Raw genomic sequence first — 15,386 nt, forward strand, 5'->3', positions numbered from 1 at the left:
TTGTCTGTCGATCCTGCCATGAAGACCCGAATCGCTCTTGCTCAAATCAATGTCACCGTCGGCGACTTCGCCGGCAACGTCGCGAAGATTGTCGCTGCCGCACGCGCCGCGCACAACGATGGTGCGAAGCTGCTGATCGCGCCTGAACTCGCGCTATCCGGCTATCCCCCCGAAGATCTGTTGCTGCGTCCCGCGTTCTACACCGCGAGTGCGGCGGCGCTCGCCGATCTGGCCACGCAACTGAAGCCCTTCACGGGCTTGCATGTGATCGTCGGCCACCCGCTGCGCGATACGGCAAACGGCCATGGTAATGCAAACGCGCCGATTGAGCGCGGCGTGCCGCCGGTCGACACCTTCAACGCCGCCTCGCTGATCGTGGACGGGGAGGTGGCCGGCACCTATCGCAAGCAGGATTTGCCGAATACCGAGGTGTTCGACGAGAAACGCTACTTCGCTTCCGACCCGCAGCCGTTCGTGTTCGAACTGGACGGCGTGAAGTACGGCGTGGTGATTTGCGAGGACGCGTGGCATGCGTCGGCTGCGCAAATGGCGAAGGCGGCGGGCGCGCAAGTGCTGCTGATTCCGAACGGCTCGCCGTATCACCTGAACAAGGAAGCAGTGCGCTTCGACATTCTGCGCGCGCGGATTCGCGAGACCGGGTTGCCGATGGTCTACGTGAACATGGTCGGCGCGCAGGACGAACTGGTGTTCGACGGCGGTTCGTTCGTGCTCGATGAAAACGGCGAACTGATCGCGAAGATGGCCCAGTTCGAGGAAGGCAACGCGATTGTCGAGTTCGATGGCGGCAAACCGCTGCCTGCCGCGATCGCACCCGAACTCTCGCTCGAAGCGCAGGTGTACGCCGCGCTCGTGATGGGCGTGCGCGACTACATCAATAAGAACGGTTTCCCGGGCGCGCTGATCGGCCTCTCGGGCGGCGTGGATTCGGCGCTGGTGCTGGCCGTCGCAGTCGACGCGCTGGGCGCCGACCGCGTGCGCGCGGTGATGATGCCGTCGCGCTACACCGCGGACATTTCCACCACCGACGCCGCCGATATGGCCCGCCGCGTCGGCGTGCGCTACGACGAAATCGCGATCGCGCCGATGTTCGACGCGTTCCGCGGCTCGCTCGCCGATGAGTTCGCCGGCCGCGCCGAAGACGCCACCGAAGAAAACATTCAGGCTCGCATTCGCGGCACCTTGCTGATGGCGCTGTCGAACAAGTTCGGTTCGATCGTGCTGACCACCGGCAACAAGAGCGAGATGGCGGTGGGTTACTGCACGTTATACGGCGACATGGCCGGCGGCTTCGCGGTGATCAAGGACATCGCCAAGACGCTGGTCTACAAGCTGTGCCATTACCGCAACCAGGCGACCACCTTCGGCAAGCAGGACGTGATCCCCGAGCGGATTCTGACGCGCGCGCCGTCGGCGGAACTGCGCGAGAACCAGACCGATCAGGACAGCTTGCCGCCGTACGAAGTGCTCGACGCGATCATGCGCATGTACATGGAAGAGGACCGCTCGCTTGCCGAAATCATCGCGGCGGGCTACGCGGTCGACGACGTGAAACGCGTTACGCGCCTCATCAAGATCAACGAGTACAAACGCCGTCAGGCGCCGATCGGCATTCGCGTCACGCATCGCGCGTTCGGCCGCGACTGGCGCTATCCGATTACGTCGCGCTACACCGAGCCGGTTCAGTAAGAAGCGAACGGTTGCTGCGGATTTACCCCGTAGCAGACCGGAAGCGCGCGCCGGATCGCCGGATCGCCGGATCGCCGGACCGCCGGACCGCCGGACCGCCGGACCGCCGCAACGCATCCGGCGCAGCGTAGAATAAAAATCATCGATGCCCCTTTCAACCTTCCAATCACGAGATGAGGTCCGCCATGAAGCGCATCACTGCAGTCATCAAACCGTTCAAACTTGACGAAGTGCGCGAGGCGCTCGCTGAAGTCGGCCTTACGGGGCTGACCGTAACCGAAGTCAAGGGTTTCGGCCGGCAAAAAGGCCACACCGAGCTCTACCGTGGTGCAGAGTATGTGGTCGACTTTCTGCCTAAAGTGAAGATCGAAGTGGTGGTCGCGGACAACCAGTGCGATCAGGTGATCGACGCGATCATCGGCGCGGCGCGCACCGGCAAGATCGGCGACGGCAAGATTTTCGTCGCGGACGTGGAGCGTGTGATCCGGATTCGCACGGGTGAGGAGAACGAAGCGGCCGTTTGAGCAGTTCGACTCGCACTGTTAAAACACGGCGTTAAAGCGGCGGTATAGGCTTTCGCGCAACGCGCGCACCGATCCGGTGCGCCTGGGCAGTGGCAAAACCGCGCGCCCCAATAAAAAACGGTGCGATACCCTTTCGGACATCGCACCGATACGCGCCTCTCGCAGCAGCGTGAAAAAGACTCTCGTGAAGAACTTGTGACTACGCCCCGAAGGAAGTCCCCTTGGGGGGCGCCCCGAAGGAAGTCCCTTTGGGGGACACCGTTCGATTAGAACGAGTGTTGAATACCTGCGTACACGCCCGACTGCTGGTGACCCGGCAGCGGGTTGTCCGTTGCGGCGGACGTGCCGGCGTTGTCAGCATTCAGGCCGAAGTTAGCATTCTTGCTGTTACGTGCCGTAGCGAGCTGGATATCCAGCAGCGTGCGTTTGGACAGGTTGTACGAACCGCCAATCGTGTAGATCGTTGCATTGCCCGCGCCATTGTTGCCGTTGACGTGGTACACCGCTGCGATCAGTGCTGCAGCCGGCGTTGCTTGCCACGTTACGCCGCCCCATTCGTGATCGAGGGTGGTCGGCTGGCCCGGCAGAACGCCCGTAGCACTTGCCGAACGGATCGCCTGGTAAGCGGCCTGAACCTTGAACTGGCCGAGGAACACATTCACGAGAGCCGAGTATTCGCGCGATGCCGCGAACACGCCGGTGGCGATGTTAGCCGCATTGGCCGGAGTGGCGGCAGCCGGACCGTACAGAACACCGTTGGCCGGGTTGCGAATTTCGTCGTACAGACCGCGAATCTGGAACAGCGAGCTTGTGTAGGTGATCTGTGCGCCGGCTTCACGACCCTGACCATTCGGGTTGTTACCGTTCCAGTTCGTCGCGTTCGACAGGGCGTATTGACCGTAGAAGTCAAAGCCTGCGATCTTCGGCGACTGGTATGCGAAGTTATTGCTCGATTGCGGCCAGTTGCGGCCACGCACCAGCGACGCTGACGACCAGTTCGATTGACCGAACGGGTCGAAGTCCCACACGCCGTTCGAGATGAAGAGCATGCGGCCCATCGTGAACGTACCGTACTGGTCGTTCGCCAAACCGACCGTTGCCCAGCGATTGAAGAGGCCGCCGCCGCTAGGGCCCGCACCCGTCATGGTATTGAAGGAGCCTTCCAACTGGAACAGGACCTTGTTGCCGCCGCCGATGTCCTCAACGCCCTTCATGCCCCACAGGCTGGTACCCCAGTCGCCGCTTTCTGCTTTGAAACGGTTCGTGCTGCTCGTTGCCTGACCGTTTGCACCGACGCCTTGCGGAACGCCCGACATGTATTCAAGGCCAGCGTCAAGGCGGCCATACAGCGTCACGCTGCTTTGGGCGTGCGCAACTACACCGGCTGTCATCAGCGCAGCGGCGAGCAAAGCTTTCTTCATCTTCTCCTCCATACCCTGTCAAAAGTGAAACCCAGTACTGCGAATGGTGTTCGGACACAAGCGCGCCGAACAGAAATCAGTACCAGGGAGATTAGCGGGTGGATTGGGTCCCCTGCCGTGACGGATAGCCTCAGTGGGCTATTCTTCGCGCCATGCCGATCCCTCGCCGACCGGTTCTCCTCTGTTGCTTTGAAGTGAAACTACTTTTAATGAACTTTGTTTTGCTACTTTGGTTACTAATTTATCAAAAATACCCTGGAGTGGGAGAAGAAATTAGGTCCGGCCTAGGCCGGTGTCTCCAAATTGCAATACGAATGTGTGCAGGGAATTGTTGCAACGTCCACGAAAAGGCGGGAAACCCTTATGCCGCAAGGGAATCATGGATTGGGACGAACAACGTTAAGGATTGCCACTATTGACGCTTCAAATGCGGCAGAGTAGGCGGGAGGAGGGTGTGCAGGCCAGGTTCGGGCCCATTTTCGAGGCCAGAACGGCCGGAATATGCAGGTAAGCGAAGTAAAAAAGGCGCTCGTAAGCGCCTTGTAATGCTATTTTGACTACAGCCCAAACAGCGAGCTGTACGACGGTCTTATTTGAGGCTGCCGGAGAGGAACTGCTTGAGCCGTTCGCTCTTCGTGTTCCTGAAGACTTCGTCCGGGTGGCCTTCTTCTTCGACGCGGCCTTGATGCAGGAACATCACGTGATTCGACACGTTGCGCGCGAACGCCATTTCATGAGTGACGACGATCATCGTGCGGCCTTCTTCGGCCAGCGTCTGCATGACCTTGAGCACTTCACCGACCAGCTCGGGATCGAGCGCGGAAGTCGGTTCGTCGAACAGCATCACGTCCGGATGCATGGCCAGCGCGCGCGCGATCGCCACGCGTTGCTGCTGACCGCCCGACAGATGCGACGGGTACTGCTTCTCGAGACGAGGCGCGAGGCCCACTTTATCGAGATACTCGCGCGCCCGCTCTTCGGCCTCCTTGCGCTTCAGACCCAGCACGTTGAGCGGCGCCTCGATGATGTTCTCGAGCACGTTCATATGCGACCACAGGTTGAAGTGCTGGAACACCATCGACAGCTTGGTGCGCACGCGCTGCAACTGCTTCGGGTCGGACACGCGCAGCGCGCCGGCGTTGCCGGTCTGCGTGCGGACTTCTTCACCGTCGACAAAGATGCGCCCGGCGTTTGGCTGCTCGAGGAAGTTGATGCAGCGGAGCATCGTGCTCTTGCCTGACCCCGACGAGCCGATCACGCTGATCACGTCGCCGGCGTTGGCTTTCAGCGACACGCCCTTGAGGACTTCGTTGTCGCCGTACTGTTTGTGAAGCTCGTCGACGAAGAGCTTTTGCTTCTTGGTGTTCATCGGGATCCTTGGCGGGCTTGCTTGCCTGGAGGCACAGTGCCCTTCTTGGTTACTTGCCTTGCGGCCGCAGGTAAGCGAGCCAGCGGCGCTCGGCGCGGCGGAACAGCCACACGAGCGCAAACGAAATCGACAGATAGAGCAGGGCGGCGAGGCCGAACGCATTGAACGACTGGTACGTGGCCGAGTTCACGTCGCGCGCGATCTTGAGAATGTCCGGCACGGTCGCGGTGAACGCGACGGTGGTGGCGTGCAGCATCAGGATCACTTCGTTGCTGTAGTACGGCAACGCGCGGCGCAGCGCCGACGGCAGAATCACTCGCCGGTACAACGTGAACGACGACATGCCATACGCGCGCGCCGCTTCGATCTCGCCATACGGCGTGGCCTTGATCGCGCCCGCGAAAATCTCGGTGGTGTACGCGCAGGTGTTCAGCGTGAACGCGAGCAGCGTGCAATGCATGCCGTCGCGGAAGAACGCGTTGGTCAGATCGTGGTTGCGGATGATTTCGAGGCTGTACAAGCCGGTGTAGCAGAGCAGCAGCTGAACGTAGAGCGGCGTGCCGCGAAAGATATATGTATACAGCCACACCAGACTGGCGAGCCATTTCTTCTTCGACACGCGCGCGACCGCAAGGGGGATCGACAGGCAGAAGCCGAGCCCGATCGACACCACCAGCAGCCACAGCGTGATCACGACGCCGGTGAGGCGGTAGCCGTCGCTATAAAGATAGTTGCGCCAGTATTCCTGAATGATCTCGATCATAGATCCGCCTTTCGCACGCCGGTCGAGTAACGCTTTTCGAGGTACATCAGCACGAAGTTGGACACTGTGGTGATGACGAGATAGATCGCCCCTGCAAGCAGGGTGAAGAAGAAGAACCGCAACGTGCCCTTGCCCGCATCCTGCGAGGCCTTGACCACATCCGCGAGACCGATGATCGACACCAGCGCTGTGGCCTTGACCATCACCTGCCAGTTGTTGCCGATGCCAGGCAGCGCGAAGCGCATCATCTGCGGGAACATCACCCGCGAGAACACCTGCCAGCCGGTCATGCCGTAGGCCGCGCCCGCTTCGAGCTGGCCGCGCGGCACGGCGAGAAACGCGCCGCGGAAGGTCTCGGTGAAGTACGCGCCGTAGATGAAGCCCAGCACGGCGACGCCGGCCACGAACGGGTCGATGTCGATCTGGTCCCAGCCGAGCAGGTCGGTCAGGTTATTCAGCCAGATCTGGATGCTGTAGAACAGCAGCAGCATCAGCACCAGGTCGGGCACGCCGCGCACGAGCGTCGTGTAGACGGTGCCGACACCATAGGAGAAGCGGTTCTTCGACAGTTTCGCCGCCGCGCCGAGCAGGCCCAGCACGAAAGCGAACGCCAGCGACAACACCGCCAGTTTGACGGTTTGCCAGGTGCCGTTTAGAAGCAGCGGGCCGTAGCCTTGAAGGAACATATGGGTCCTTGACGATGCGTTTGCGACGCACCGCGAAAGACGCGGCCAGCTCTGCACCGCGTTTGCCGCGAGCCTGGGCTCGCCGTTTCCTGCGGCGCACAGCGCACCGCTGTGCAAATCATGACTGCACGACCGTTACCGGTCTTGCAGCGCGCTTGTCGACTCTGGTTTTGAATCGGGGTTGATGCTGCTTTTGATGCTATTGCCGACTGTATTACGAAGCCTCGGGAAAGCCCATGCGGGCGAGCCCCGAGTTTCGCGGGTGCTGCGTGTTGCTGATTGCCTGACCGGCCGCTGGGCTGGAGGCCCGCTCAGTGACCAACTCAGTGACCAACTCAGTGACCAACTCAGTGACCAACTCAGTGACCTGTGCCGCGTATGGGTTTTGCTTCGGTCCCGCTTTGGTTCCGCCGATGTCTTTTGGGCGTATCAAGCGGATTTGGCGAAGGGCCGAAACCCGCCGCCGTCTTATCGCGAGCCCGGCCGCCGGCGCGCCTTCCGCGCCCACGCATCTCGAAAAGGGCGGTATTTTACCCGAACAGGGGCGGCGCGCCAGTGCGGGACGCGGCCGGCGCACGATTGCACGGATTTATGAAACGATCCGGTGCGCCGTCGCCGATTGTTTAGCGGGCTTCGCGCCCCTACATTCTGTGCATCGCCATTTACTCACAGGGAGACCCCCATGATCGAGATTCGCCGTTCCGATGAACGCGGCCACGCCAATCACGGCTGGCTCGACTCGTATCACAGCTTCTCGTTTGCCGACTACCGCGACCCGCAACACGTGCATTTCGGACCGCTGCGGGTGATCAACGAGGACCGCATCGCCGGCGGCCAGGGCTTCGGCACGCACGGCCATCGGGACATGGAAATCGTTACCTATGTGCTCGAAGGCGCGCTCGCGCACCGCGACAGCATGGGCAACGGCTCGACCATCCGTCCCGGCGACGTGCAACGCATGAGCGCCGGCACGGGCGTGCAGCACAGCGAGTTCAATGCCTCGCAGGACGAACCGGCGCACCTGTTGCAGATCTGGGTGATCCCGCAACGCGCGGGCGACCAGCCCGGCTACGAGGAAAAACGCTTCGACGATGCTGACAAGCGCGGGCGTCTGCGCGTGGTCGCCTCGCCCGACGGCCGGGACGGTTCCGTCACGATTCATGCGGATGCCTCGATCTACGCGGCGCTGATCGACGGCGCGGAACAGGCTGCGTTCGCGTTGCCGAAAGGCCGGCTGGCGTATGTGCACGTGGCGCGCGGAGCGCTGACTGTGAATGGCGAAGCGCTCCAGGCCGGCGACGCCGCCAAGCTCAGCGAGACCGATACGGTGACGCTTGAAAAGGGCGAGAACGCCGAAGTGCTGCTGTTCGATCTCGGCCTGCTCAATGGGTAAGTGCGGATAGGCGCGGTAAGCGCCGATCACCGGACGTTCATTCATCGCCCGATGGTCGAGGGTTGCTGGTTGCAAGCGCAACGAGTGCCCAGCCTGAAGCGTGAGTTGCACGCAAACAAAAACGCCACGGAAGGTTTCCCGTGGCGTTTTTGCATTCGGACGACGGCCGCGCGAGCCGCCTTCCGCCTGCATGGTACCGCTTACTGATTCGCAGCCGGCGCCGACGCTGCGCCTTTGCGATGTTCCCAGCGCTCGTGCATCTTCTCGTGACGCGCTTCCATCTTCGCAAAACGCTGCTTCAGCGCCGTGCTGACGGTGGTCTTTTGCTGGTCGTTCAAGCCGTTATAGAACTTGAGCCACGCATCCGTGGTTTGCTGACGCAGTTGCGCGTCTTTTTGCTCGACTTGCTGGTGCGCGGCAGCCATGGCGTTCAGATCCAGGATCGGCTGCTGCTGCGCGGCCTTCATCTGGTTCTTGATCTGTTCATGGTTGGCGCGCATGGCCTCATGGTTCTGCTTCATGGTGTCGAGTGCGGCCTGCCATTGCTTTTCCTGATCCGCGTTCAGCTTCAACTGGTCATGCAGCTGCGTCAGGTCCTTCATGAAGTGGCCATGCCAGCCGCCGGGGCCGCCGTGATCGGCGGGTTGGGCTGCATAGGCAGCGCCCGCACCGATGGCGAGGGCAGTGGCGGCAACGGCGAGAACGCGCGACATTTTTTTGGTGGACATGTAAGACTCCCTGTAATGGAATAGCCGACGATGCAACCGGTAATGTGGACGGCCTGCATTCGGTAAGTCACAGCGTAGAGAACTGCGGCCGGCGCTGTGTTACGTGGCTTGATGCGGCTATTACGAGTCATTACGTACATCTTTCACGGTAACACCCGGTAACCCTTGCGGGCCGTCTGAAATCGAAAACCCTTCCTGCTGCGCGTTAAACTTCATCCCATGGCTACTCAAATACTGGTTGTCGACGACGACGTCGAATTACGCGATCTGCTGCGCGACTATCTGGCCCGTCAGGGCATCGAAGTCTCGGTGCTGCACGACGCGGGCACGCTCGAGCGCAGGCTCGAACGCGAGCGTCCGGATCTGATCGTGCTCGATCTGATGATGCCGGGCGTAGACGGGCTGACCGCGCTGCGCAAGCTGCGCGCGTCGGGCGACGACATCCCTGTGATCATGCTTACCGCACGTGCTGACGACGTCGACCGCATCGTCGGGCTGGAGCTCGGCGCAGACGACTATCTCGGCAAGCCGTTCAACCCGCGCGAGCTGTTGGCGCGCGTGCAGGCGGTGCTGCGGCGGCGCCGCACGCTGCCGTCGGCGGCTGCGCCGGAACAGCGCGAGCCGTTCAACTTCGGGCGCTTCACGCTGGATTTCCAGTCGCGCACGCTGCATCTCGAAGACAAGCCGCTCACGCTGTCGGGCAGCGAATTCGCGCTTCTGAAGATTTTCGTCAACCACCCCATGCGCACGCTCACCCGTGAGCGCCTGCTCGAACTGCTGCATGGCCCGGAATACGACGGCACCGACCGCGGCATTGACGTCCAGGTGTGGCGTCTGCGTCGCATTCTCGAAACCGATCCGTCCACGCCGCGCTTCATTCAAACGGTGCGCGGGCGCGGCTACGTGTTCGTGCCGGATGGCGAACAGCATGCGCCGGCCCATTGATTCGCTGTTCGGGCGTCTGGCGCTGCTAGTTATTGCGGTGCTGCTGCTGTCGCATTTCGCGTGGTACGCGCTCATGCGGCTCGAGCGCAGCCAGCTGCAAACGCGCTACGCAGTCGAGGAAGCCACCTTCCTCGTCGAAGCGGTGCGCCAGCACGTCGCCCGCACGCCGGATCAGCCCTTGCCGTCGCGCGTCAGGCTGGTCGATCCGGCGAGCTCCGACGTGCCGCCGGATAGCACCACTCTGCCGGCGCCGCTCCAACGTTTCACCGATGACGTGCGCGATCGCATGCCTGCCGGCACGCAGGTGCGGATCGGCCCGCCAAGCCGTCCGCCCACGCTGTGGGTGCGCGGCACCGCCGATCGCAGCTGGATCGTGGTGCCGGTGCAGCAATTGCGCACGCCCCGTTCGCTCGACCGTACGGTGCTGTGGCTCGCGATCATTTTCTCGTTCGCGGTGATGGCGGCGCTCTTTGCCGCGTGGGCGCTGCAGCAGCCGTTGCGCTCGCTTGCCCAGGCGGTGGCGCGCTTCGGCCGTGGCTTGCCGGTGCCGCCGGTGCCCGAGCGCGGTCCGCGCGAGTTGCGGCAGTTGACGCACGGCTTCAACCAGATGGTTCAGGAGGTGGCGCGCACGGAAAACGACCGGGCCGTCATGCTGGCCGGTGTCGCGCACGATCTGAAAACGCCGCTGGCACGCTTGCGGCTGCGCGCTGAAATGATGGAAGAAGTGAAAATGCGTGACGGCGTCGTGCGCGACGTCGATTCGATGACGCATATCGTCGAACAGTTCCTGGTGTTCGCACACGACGGCGCGGATCGCAGCGAAGCGGTCGAAGTGGACGCGCAATGCGAACGTGTGGTCCGCAGTTATCGTGCGGTCGCTGCCGGTGCGCCCACGGTGCGGACCGAACTCAATGCGGGGCCGGGTTTCCTGCTGCCCGCGGCGACGCTCGACCGGATCCTGTCGAACCTGTTGGACAACGCACATGCCTACGGCGCGCCGCCGGTCGTCGTCGCTACGGCGCGCACGGCGCAAGGTTTCACGCTTTCGGTGGGCGACAACGGCAGCGGTATCGCCGCGCAGGACCTCATCAATGCCAGCCGGCCGTTCGTCCGGCTCGACCCGGCGCGCGGCGGCAACGGTCATAGCGGGCTGGGGCTCGCGATCGTCGAGCGTCTGGTGCGGCGTGCGGGCGGGGAGTGGGAGATCGGCAACCACGGCGGCCGTGGCTTGCGGGTCTTGATGAGCTTTCCGTTCGAAGTGGTGCCGCGGACCATGGCAGCCTCGGAAAGCGTCTGGTAGGTTGAGCGGGGCAAGGGCGCGACGATCTTTGCGCTAGTCTGAAAACAGTGTGTTCAACGCATTCGCCGCGTCACTATCAACCGTATTCCACGTTACCGTTTCGGCTTCGAAGATGTAGTGTGTGGTGTACTTGCCGAGACGCGCGAATATTTCTTCCTGAATCAGTTCCGGCGCGACCTCCAGTTTCAGATACCAGGCGGTCGAGGACAAGCGCGTCTGGAACGCGCCATATTCGGCCAGCAAATGGTCGAACGCGTCAGCATCCTGATCGCGACAGACAATGACCAGATTTCCCTTCATGCGAATCTCCCGTTAAAGCGGTAGCGGCAACCTCAATGTCAGGGATGATGATACCTGCTTCATTACAGGACGCCCGAGGCCGGGGCTTGCTTTGCGTCAGCCGCGACGCTCGTCGGGGTGTTGACGGCGCAGCGGACGGGATGGATTTTCGGGCGCCGTCACCAGGCGTTGGCCACCGTCCGCGCGGGCGGCGCGGTATCGTCGGGCGGAAGTGCTTCGGTGCGGTCGCGGCCGCCCGACTTCGCGGCGTAAAGCGCCATGTCGGCGCGGCTCATGATGCGCTCGGGCAGATCGTCGGCGGAGAGTTCGGTGATGCCGATGCTCACGCTCAGGCCCACCGAAGCCGGCAGCCTCGGCGAAGGAATCGCCTTTAGACGCAGCCGCAAGCGTTCGACAACTTCGCGCCCGGCCGCCAGATTCGTGGCCGGCAGCAGCAGGCCGAACTCTTCGCCGCCTAGCCGGCCGATCGCATCGGTGCCGCGCAACTCGGCCCGGCAGGTGTCGACGAAATGTTCGAGCGCGCGGTCGCCGGCGGCGTGGCCGAAGCGGTCGTTGATCTGCTTGAAGTGGTCGAGGTCGGCGATCGCCATGCACAGCGGCTCATTGCCCGCATGCGCACGTTCGATCTCGTGGCGCAGCAGGTCGAGGAAGTAGCGCCGCGACAGCGCGCCGGTCAACGCATCGTGGCGCGCCTCGGCTGAGAGCAGGGTGTTGGCCGATTGCAATTGCTCTGCAAGATCGCGCGTGGCGCGATGGTGGCGCCGCTCGCGCACGTACGACACGGTGATCACCCACGCGAGCGCGACCGTGCCGGCCAGCGTCAGAAACACCAGCAGATGGTCGCGCTTGTGATTGCGCAGCAATTCGGGCCACGCCGCGAGCGGATCGACCAGATGCGCCGACAGCCCCGAATTCAGACCGCTGCGTGCCTGATACAGCGACGGCGCCGGCTGAGCGCTCATGCCGAACAGCTGGCCGGCGACGGTTGCAGGCACCCAGGGCGCCTGTGCGCGCACCTGCGTGTCGACCTGAATCCGGATGTCGGGGAGGATTTCGCGGCGATAGGTGGTCATGCGCTCGTCGGCGCTCATCTGGGTGATGCGCGAGTTTGGCAGCGCCCGGCCTTCAAGTTCGCTTTTGTGCGCCATGATGATGACGCCGTTCTCGTCGGCGACGAAGGTGCCGGCATGCGCGACCCAGTGGCGCAGCCGCGCGATCCCCACCTTGGCCACCACCACCCCGACCAGCAGGCCGTCGGCGTAAACCGGCGCCGCGATGAAGATGCCCGGCTCGCCGCTCAGGCGGCCGACGCCATAGGCTTCCGAAAACGCGCCGAGCAGGGCATTCGTCAGGTAGCCGCGCGTGCGCATGTCGACGCCGACGAAGGAGCGTTCCGCGGCGAGCGGGTTATTGATGGCGCTGCTCGATGCGACGCAGATGCCGTTCGCATTGACGAGCCAGATCTGGTCGAGCCCGGAGAAGCCTTGTGCATCATGCAGGAAATTGCCGACGGCGAGCATCTGCGGGTCTTTTAACAACGCGGCGTGCAAGGCGGGTTCCGCCGCTTCGCCGTTCGCGGCATAATTCTGGGATTGCACCAGCGCGTGCTGGACCACGTCCATTTCGGCCATGGTTGCGGGGATGGCCCGAGACATCGCAAGGTCGCTGGCGATCACTTCCGCCATGTTGTCGACGATCGACGTGGACATTTGCCGCTGCGTGCGCAAGGCCGCGTCCAGCTCTTGCTGTACCATCCGGTCCGCGACCATGCCGGCCACAAACCAGCAAACCAGCACGATCAGCGCGAAGCTGATCGGTCCGGTTGCCTGGCGCAAGGTTGTCCTGTTCATCGACCCTCTGATCCGTCTGGCTGTGACATGCAACTAGCTCATTCGTGGCTGCGCGCTGGCGCGGTTTCGCCCCGTGTTTCGCCTCTATGGAGGCGGCTGGCGATACGCCCTCGGTGTGGGCCGCGCTGTGGCCCGGCATAACCGCACATGGCGTGTCGTCTGTTGATTTTAACCGTCATGGGGCCTGACGCCACCGTTATTGCGGGAATGCGAAGTCCATCTGCTTCGCCCATCAGGTCTTTAACGGCAGCGCGTCAGCTTTCTGAATGGCTATACGGGTTTCCCTGGCCGTGCCGTTGCCGCGGCGTACGCTGCAATTTGCTGCTATTTGGTGTGAAAGGTTGTGCCTGAAACATAGGATGGTGTAGTGTCGTGCCGTCCAAAACAAGGAATGCCCGCCAGCCTTCGGGCGGCGCCCGCGGCGACAGGAGCCCGGCTTGACGGTTGTGGTCCCGGGCGGCTGCCCACGGCCATGTCCGTCGCCGGTCCACGTGTCTCCAACGCTAACGATTTACCGCGCACTTGCGTTTTGTCATGCCTGATTTCCGCTTTCCGGACCGATCTTCAGATTGCCGCGTTAAAGCCGCGGCCTCCTTTGTGCATTTGAACACTTGTAACAGCGGGGAGCGCGCCTGATGGACTTCAGTTTCGACCTGAAACGCACCGCCAATGCTTCGGCGTGGCGATTGCTGCCTAACGGCTGGGATTTCGTCGCCTTCCCGTTGATCATCTGCGTGATCGCGATGGCTGCAATTGGCTTTCATCAGACGCTGGCGCCGATGTCGACGTTGAAGACCCAGGTCATCTCGCTCGACCCGTCGAACCTGCCTGAATATGCAATGCGCACGACGCTGCGCATGCTCGCGGCGATGGTGGCGTCGCTGACCTTTACGCTGATTTACGGCACGCTTGCCGCGAAGAGCCGCCGTGCGGGCCTCGTGCTGGTGCCGATTCTCGACATCCTGCAGTCGGTGCCGGTGCTGGGCTACATTTCGTTTACGGTCACGTTTTTCCTCGCGTTGTTCCCGGGGCGCGTGCTGGGTGCGGAGCTTGCGGCGATCTTCGCGATCTTCACGAGCCAGGCGTGGAACATGACCTTCAGTTTCTACCAGTCGCTGCGCACGGTGCCGCGCGATCTGGATGAAGTCTCGCGGGGTTTCCATCTGACGGGATGGCAGCGCTTCTGGAAGCTCGAAGTGCCATTCTCGATGCCCGGCCTCATCTGGAACATGATGATGTCGATGTCGGGCGGCTGGTTCTTCGTGGTGGCCTCCGAAGCCATCACGGTGGGCAACAACACGATCACCCTGCCGGGGATCGGCGCGTATCTGGCGCAGGCGATCTCCGACAAGAACATGCACGCGATCGGCTGGGTGATTCTGGCGATGACGGTCGTGATCCTGGCCTACGACCAGTTCCTGTTCCGTCCGCTCGTCGCATGGGCGGACAAGTTCCGTATGGAAACGACCAGCTCCGGCAATGCCCCGGAGTCGTGGCTGCTCGACCTGATCCGCCGGACCCGCCTGATTCACCGCCTGCTCGTGCCGATGGGCTGGATCTTCGCGAACGCCGCACGCGTGCCGATGCGTCTGCCGGCATTCGACCGCGTTCGCTTCGCGATTCCGCAGCGCGAGAAATCGTCGCGCGTGGGCGACATTGTGTGGGGGATCCTGGTGATCCTCCTTACCGTGTATGTGGTCTATCGTGTCGTGGCTTACGTGCGCACCGGCGTGACGCTCGACGAAGTGGGCCACGTGCTCGTGCTGGGCCTCATCACACTGCTGCGCGTGGCGCTGCTGATTGCGATGTCGTCGCTGATCTGGGTGCCGCTCGGCGTGCTGATCGGACTGCGTCCGGCGCTCGCCGAGAAGATCCAGCCGCTCGCGCAGTTTCTGGCCGCGTTCCCGGCCAACCTGCTGTTCCCGGTATTCGTGATCGTGATCGTGCGCTTTCACCTGAACCCGGACATCTGGCTGTCGCCGCTGATCGTGCTCGGCACCCAGTGGTATATCCTGTTCAATGTGATTGCGGGCGCCAGTTCCTACCCGAACGACTACCGCGAAGCGGCCACCAACTTCGGCATCCGCGGCTGGCAGTGGTGGCGCAGGGCGATGCTGCCGGGGATCTTCCCCTACTACGTGACGGGCGCGATTACCGCTTCCGGTGGCGCGTGGAACGCGAGTATCGTCGCCGAGTTCGTCCAGTGGGGCGATACCAAAGTCGTCGCACACGGTCTGGGCTCATACATCGCGCAGACGACCGCCGCGGGCGATTTTCCGAAGATCATTCTCGGCATTGCCGTGATGTCCCTCTTTGTGACCTTGTTCAACCGCCTGCTGTGGCGTCCGATGTACGCCTATGCCGAGTCCAAGCTTCGGCTCGATTGACAGTAAATTTAAG

13 protein-coding genes are annotated in these 15,386 nt (G+C 62.6%); 6 read left to right on the forward strand and 7 right to left on the reverse strand.

The window, feature by feature from the left end:
* The first annotated feature begins 18 nt into the window (after positions 1 to 18).
* Together AYM40_RS04145 and glnK are read left to right on the forward strand one after the other, a co-directional pair.
* Entirely contained in the window at positions 19 to 1,707 is a 1,689-nt protein-coding gene (locus AYM40_RS04145) for an NAD+ synthase (protein WP_063495117.1), read from the forward strand.
* Between the two features lie 185 nt (positions 1,708 to 1,892).
* Entirely contained in the window at positions 1,893 to 2,231 is a 339-nt protein-coding gene (gene glnK / locus AYM40_RS04150) for a P-II family nitrogen regulator (RefSeq protein WP_006048444.1), read from the forward strand.
* A gap of 266 nt (positions 2,232 to 2,497) precedes the next feature.
* Here glnK and AYM40_RS04155 read toward each other — a convergent pair whose 3' ends face one another.
* From AYM40_RS04155 to AYM40_RS04170, 4 genes are all read right to left on the reverse strand, one after another.
* Entirely contained in the window at positions 2,498 to 3,652 is a 1,155-nt protein-coding gene (locus AYM40_RS04155; protein WP_063495118.1) for a porin, read from the reverse strand.
* Between the two features lie 589 nt (positions 3,653 to 4,241).
* Positions 4,242 to 5,021 (reverse strand): ABC transporter ATP-binding protein, encoded by a 780-nt coding sequence (locus tag AYM40_RS04160; protein WP_063495119.1) that lies wholly within the window; start codon positions 5,019 to 5,021, stop codon positions 4,242 to 4,244.
* Between the two features lie 49 nt (positions 5,022 to 5,070).
* Entirely contained in the window at positions 5,071 to 5,784 is a 714-nt protein-coding gene (locus AYM40_RS04165) for an ABC transporter permease (RefSeq protein WP_063495120.1), read from the reverse strand.
* On the reverse strand, positions 5,781 to 6,470 hold the full coding sequence (locus AYM40_RS04170; protein ID WP_063495121.1) for an ABC transporter permease: 690 nt from the start codon (positions 6,468 to 6,470) through the stop codon (positions 5,781 to 5,783). Before AYM40_RS04170 ends, AYM40_RS04165 begins: the two co-directional genes overlap by 4 nt.
* Before the next feature lie 682 nt (positions 6,471 to 7,152).
* On the opposite strand from AYM40_RS04170, the gene AYM40_RS04180 reads away from it, so the two are divergent.
* Positions 7,153 to 7,863, forward strand: a complete 711-nt coding sequence (locus AYM40_RS04180; protein WP_063495123.1) for a pirin family protein — start codon at positions 7,153 to 7,155, stop codon at positions 7,861 to 7,863.
* 200 nt (positions 7,864 to 8,063) lie between these two features.
* Here AYM40_RS04180 and AYM40_RS04185 read toward each other — a convergent pair whose 3' ends face one another.
* Positions 8,064 to 8,591, reverse strand: a complete 528-nt coding sequence (locus AYM40_RS04185) for a periplasmic heavy metal sensor (RefSeq protein WP_063495124.1) — start codon at positions 8,589 to 8,591, stop codon at positions 8,064 to 8,066.
* Positions 8,592 to 8,810: 219 nt separating this feature from the next.
* Between AYM40_RS04185 and AYM40_RS04190 the strand changes: the two genes are divergently transcribed.
* Both AYM40_RS04190 and AYM40_RS04195 read left to right on the forward strand, forming a co-directional pair.
* Positions 8,811 to 9,536, forward strand: coding sequence for a response regulator (locus AYM40_RS04190; protein ID WP_054035058.1), 726 nt, complete (start codon positions 8,811 to 8,813; stop codon positions 9,534 to 9,536).
* Complete coding sequence (locus AYM40_RS04195) at positions 9,520 to 10,836, forward strand: ATP-binding protein (protein WP_063495125.1); 1,317 nt, start codon at positions 9,520 to 9,522, stop codon at positions 10,834 to 10,836. The genes AYM40_RS04190 and AYM40_RS04195 overlap by 17 nt, the downstream gene beginning before the upstream one ends.
* Before the next feature lie 33 nt (positions 10,837 to 10,869).
* Here the strand turns inward: AYM40_RS04195 and AYM40_RS04200 are convergent, their stop codons facing one another.
* A complete protein-coding gene (locus AYM40_RS04200) occupies positions 10,870 to 11,136 on the reverse strand; it encodes a hypothetical protein (RefSeq protein WP_063495126.1) in 267 nt (88 codons plus the stop codon).
* Positions 11,137 to 11,294: 158 nt separating this feature from the next.
* Positions 11,295 to 12,905, reverse strand: coding sequence for a diguanylate cyclase (locus AYM40_RS04205; protein WP_335341182.1), 1,611 nt, complete (start codon positions 12,903 to 12,905; stop codon positions 11,295 to 11,297).
* A 716-nt stretch (positions 12,906 to 13,621) separates the two neighbouring features.
* Here AYM40_RS04205 and AYM40_RS04210 point away from each other — a divergent pair.
* Positions 13,622 to 15,373: an ABC transporter permease gene (locus AYM40_RS04210; RefSeq protein WP_063495128.1), complete on the forward strand. Its 1,752-nt coding sequence runs from the start codon at positions 13,622 to 13,624 to the stop codon at positions 15,371 to 15,373.
* Positions 15,374 to 15,386 lie beyond the last annotated feature (13 nt).

This window comes from Paraburkholderia phytofirmans OLGA172, assembly GCF_001634365.1.
In the GTDB taxonomy this organism is placed as follows: Bacteria; Pseudomonadota; Gammaproteobacteria; order Burkholderiales; family Burkholderiaceae; genus Paraburkholderia.

What these genes read in the sequence shown, in the direction of transcription:
- AYM40_RS04145 (WP_063495117.1), top strand. Translation starts at nt 19, where the DNA reads ATGAAGACCCGAATCGCTCTTGCTCAAATCAATGTCACCGTCGGCGAC.
- glnK (WP_006048444.1), top strand. Translation starts at nt 1,893, where the DNA reads ATGAAGCGCATCACTGCAGTCATCAAACCGTTCAAACTTGACGAAGTG.
- AYM40_RS04155 (WP_063495118.1), bottom strand. Translation starts at nt 3,652, where the DNA reads ATGAAGAAAGCTTTGCTCGCCGCTGCGCTGATGACAGCCGGTGTAGTT.
- AYM40_RS04160 (WP_063495119.1), bottom strand. Translation starts at nt 5,021, where the DNA reads ATGAACACCAAGAAGCAAAAGCTCTTCGTCGACGAGCTTCACAAACAG.
- AYM40_RS04165 (WP_063495120.1), bottom strand. Translation starts at nt 5,784, where the DNA reads ATGATCGAGATCATTCAGGAATACTGGCGCAACTATCTTTATAGCGAC.
- AYM40_RS04170 (WP_063495121.1), bottom strand. Translation starts at nt 6,470, where the DNA reads ATGTTCCTTCAAGGCTACGGCCCGCTGCTTCTAAACGGCACCTGGCAA.
- AYM40_RS04180 (WP_063495123.1), top strand. Translation starts at nt 7,153, where the DNA reads ATGATCGAGATTCGCCGTTCCGATGAACGCGGCCACGCCAATCACGGC.
- AYM40_RS04185 (WP_063495124.1), bottom strand. Translation starts at nt 8,591, where the DNA reads ATGTCCACCAAAAAAATGTCGCGCGTTCTCGCCGTTGCCGCCACTGCC.
- AYM40_RS04190 (WP_054035058.1), top strand. Translation starts at nt 8,811, where the DNA reads ATGGCTACTCAAATACTGGTTGTCGACGACGACGTCGAATTACGCGAT.
- AYM40_RS04195 (WP_063495125.1), top strand. Translation starts at nt 9,520, where the DNA reads ATGCGCCGGCCCATTGATTCGCTGTTCGGGCGTCTGGCGCTGCTAGTT.
- AYM40_RS04200 (WP_063495126.1), bottom strand. Translation starts at nt 11,136, where the DNA reads ATGAAGGGAAATCTGGTCATTGTCTGTCGCGATCAGGATGCTGACGCG.
- AYM40_RS04205 (WP_335341182.1), bottom strand. Translation starts at nt 12,905, where the DNA reads ATGGTCGCGGACCGGATGGTACAGCAAGAGCTGGACGCGGCCTTGCGC.
- AYM40_RS04210 (WP_063495128.1), top strand. Translation starts at nt 13,622, where the DNA reads ATGGACTTCAGTTTCGACCTGAAACGCACCGCCAATGCTTCGGCGTGG.